Raw genomic sequence first — 3,150 nt, 5'->3', positions numbered from 1 at the left:
GGCTCACTCCCACACTGGATCTGTGTCGTTCACAAATCCCCTGTGGGAGCGAGCCTGCTCGCGAAGGCGTCCTGACAGACGCCGAAGCTTTTTAAGGCTTACGCTTACGCGGCCCAGTGTTAAACACCGGCACTTTGCGCACAGGCTTGATCGAAGGCTCCGGCGCCGAAGCATCCCCACTCTCGACCCACTTACCCAGATTGCGTTTACCGCCACCGGAGGTCTTCGGCTTCTTCGGTTTTTTCGGCTTCTTGACGACCTGACCGCTGGCGTCGGTATCCGGCACCCGGTGCTCAGGTTCGAAGTCATGTTCCATCTGCCGCGGCAATGTCTGACGGGTCAACGTCTCGATAGCCGACAGCAGATTCACTTCATCGGCACACACCAGCGAAATGGCCTGCCCGCTTGCACCCGCGCGACCGGTACGACCGATCCGGTGGATGTAGTCCTCCGCCACGATCGGCAGGTCGAAGTTGACCACCAATGGCAAATCTTCGATATCCAGACCACGGGCCGCAACGTCGGTGGCCACAAGAATCTGCACTTCACTGGCCTTGAACCGGTCCAGCGCACGCTGACGGGTTGCCTGCGGTTTGTCGCCGTGGATGCCGTCGGCATTGATGCCCAGGCCCTGGAGTTTTTCCACCAGCGCGTCCACACCATTGCGGGTCTTGGCGAACACCAGCACCTGCTTCCACTTGCCCTTGCGCATCAAGTGAACGAACAGTTCAGGCTTGCGCTTCTTGTCCACCACCACGACCCACTGCTTGACGGTGCTGGCAGCGACGTTGCGCGGGCTGACTTCGATGCTCAGCGGATCGTTGAGCATTTGTCCAGCCAGCAAGCGGATCGCGTCGGAGAACGTCGCGGAGAACAGCAGCGTCTGACGTTGCTTGGGCAGCACGCGATAGATATTCCCCAGCTCCTCGGAGAAACCCAGATCAAGCATGCGATCGGCTTCATCCAGAATCAGGGTTTGCAGCTGATTGAACTTGAGGGCCTTCTGGCGATACAGATCGAGCAAACGACCCGGCGTCGCCACCAGCACGTCAACACCCTTGCGCAGCTTCATCATTTGCGGGTTGATGCTGACGCCGCCGTACACGGCATAAGTGCTCAACGGCAGGTTCTCGGCGTACTGACGCACGGCTTCGTGAACCTGTTCGGCCAGTTCGCGGGTCGGCACCAGGATCAGTGCGCGCACCGAGTTAGACGCCACTTTCGGCCCTTCCATGGCCAACAATTGCAGGAGCGGCAGCGCGAAGCCGGCGGTCTTGCCAGTGCCGGTCTGGGCGGCGGCCATCAGGTCGCGACCGGCCAGCACCGCCGGAATGGCTTGCGCCTGAACCGGCGTCGGGGTCTGGTAGCCGAGCGTCTCGAGAGAGCGCAGCAAGGGTTCGATCAGGCCAAGGGTGGCGAAAGTCATGGGATTACCGTAGGAAAATTCAGCGCAGTTGTGCAAAACGAGTGTGCAATGGCGCGCAGTTTACCCTAATTCACACGGGATTCTGTCGGCACCGCTACGGCAGGTTGAACGGGAGTCCGACGCCACTGCGGCAATCCGATCAACACCACGGCACTGATAATCACCAACATGGCCAGCGCTTCTTCGATACCAATGGTCTCCCCGGCAAATACGATCCCCAGCAACACCGCGACCGCCGGGTTGACGTAGGCATAACTGGTCGCCGCCGCCGGACGCACGTTTTTCAACAGGTACATGTAAGCGTTGAAGGCGATGATCGAACCGAAGAAGGTCAGGTAGGCCAGGGCTGCCCAGCCTTCGATCGGCGGCATCGCCTGCAGATGCTCGCCGCTCAGCGCGCTGCCGATCAGCAATGCCACGCCGCCCACCAGCATTTCCACGGCACTGGCCATGGCGCCTTGGGGCAATGGCAATTGTTTGCTCCAGACCGAGCCGAACGCCCAGGACGCGGCCGCGAACACCAGCAACGCCGCACCCAGCGGGCTCGATTGCAGGTTTGAACCAAGGTTGAGCATGGCGATGCCGATCAGCCCGAGCACAATCCCGGCCCATTCGAGACGAGTATTGCGCGCGCCCCAGAAGTAACCGCAGAGCAAGGTAAACAGCGGCACTGTCGCCACCGCCAGTGCCGCAACACCGGAAGCGACACCCGTGTGTTCGGCCACACTGACCGCGCCGTTACCGCACGTCAGCAGCAAAATTCCGATGATCCCGGCGGCTTTCCACTGCGCCCAGGTCGGGGCCGGTGCCCCGCGCCAGCGCAGGAAGGCGTACATCAAACTCCCGGCGATCACGAAACGGATGCCGGCGAGCAGCAACGGCGGCCAGTACGCCACGCCGATGCGGATCACCAGGTAAGTCGAGCCCCAAATCACGTACAACGCGAAAAAGGCGGCGATCAACGGTAAGGGGAAACGACGTAAGCCAGGCATGGGCAGCTCGATGACAGGACAATGTGAACGGCTATTCTAGAAAGGCCAGCGGCTTAAAATAAGTTACAAAACCTGTTTATAGCGCCGGTACACTTTTCAAAACACGGAGATTGACGCTATAAGCCGTGTTTTCAAAAGTCAGTCATTTTTCAGGTATACGACGATGGATAAATACGACCGCATGCTGCTCAGCGCCCTGCTGGAAAACGGCCGTGCGTCCTACGCCGACCTGGCGCGCAAGGTCAACCTGTCCGCCCCGGCCGTGGCCGAGCGCGTGGCCAAACTCGAGGCCAGCGGGGTGATTACCGGTTACCAGGCGAAAGTCGACATGGCCAAGCTTGGGCTGCCGATCCAGTGCGTGATCGAGTTGCGCCTGAACCAGCATGGCAACCAGAAGGCCTACGACGACCTGATCAAAATCCCACAACTGACGGAATGCCACCGGGTCACGGGTGATCCGTGCGTGATCATGCAGGCTGCGGTGGGCTCGATGCCGGAGCTGGAAGAGCTGATCAACCGGATCGCCAAGTTCGGGTTCAGCAAGACCTCGATTGTGCTGTCGAGCGCGATAGAGAAGCGCGTGCCGCTGGGGCAACTGGAAGGCAACAGCAAAGTCTGAAAACGGCGCAGTCCCTGTAGGAGCGAGCCTGCTCGCGATAGCGGAGTATCAGTCGACATCAACGTTGAATGATAAATAGCTATCGCGAGCACGCACACTCCCACACGGGATTT

Annotated in this window: 3 protein-coding genes; 1 reads left to right on the top strand and 2 read right to left on the bottom strand. The window is 60.1% G+C overall.

The window, feature by feature from the left end; translation table 11 throughout:
- Positions 1–91 precede the first annotated feature (91 nt).
- Both QMX98_RS33500 and yedA read right to left on the bottom strand, forming a co-directional pair.
- Positions 92–1,426, bottom strand: coding sequence for a DEAD/DEAH box helicase (locus QMX98_RS33500; RefSeq protein WP_010467419.1), 1,335 nt, complete (start codon positions 1,424–1,426; stop codon positions 92–94).
- 65 nt (positions 1,427–1,491) lie between these two features.
- On the bottom strand, positions 1,492–2,418 hold the full coding sequence (gene yedA / locus QMX98_RS33495; protein WP_282412032.1) for a drug/metabolite exporter YedA: 927 nt from the start codon (positions 2,416–2,418) through the stop codon (positions 1,492–1,494).
- A gap of 163 nt (positions 2,419–2,581) precedes the next feature.
- On the opposite strand from yedA, the gene QMX98_RS33490 reads away from it, so the two are divergent.
- Positions 2,582–3,037 (top strand): Lrp/AsnC family transcriptional regulator, encoded by a 456-nt coding sequence (locus tag QMX98_RS33490; protein ID WP_010467415.1) that lies wholly within the window; start codon positions 2,582–2,584, stop codon positions 3,035–3,037.
- Positions 3,038–3,150: the final 113 nt, after the last annotated feature.

Source organism: Pseudomonas sp. PS02303 (assembly GCF_029959925.1).
Lineage (GTDB): Bacteria > Pseudomonadota > Gammaproteobacteria > Pseudomonadales > Pseudomonadaceae > Aquipseudomonas > Aquipseudomonas mandelii.
Note: the sequence above shows the minus strand (reverse complement) of the source record. Positions and strands in the feature narration are given on the sequence as shown.

What these genes read in the sequence shown, in the direction of transcription:
- yedA (WP_282412032.1), bottom strand. Translation starts at nt 2,418, where the DNA reads ATGCCTGGCTTACGTCGTTTCCCCTTACCGTTGATCGCCGCCTTTTTC.
- QMX98_RS33500 (WP_010467419.1), bottom strand. Translation starts at nt 1,426, where the DNA reads ATGACTTTCGCCACCCTTGGCCTGATCGAACCCTTGCTGCGCTCTCTC.
- QMX98_RS33490 (WP_010467415.1), top strand. Translation starts at nt 2,582, where the DNA reads ATGGATAAATACGACCGCATGCTGCTCAGCGCCCTGCTGGAAAACGGC.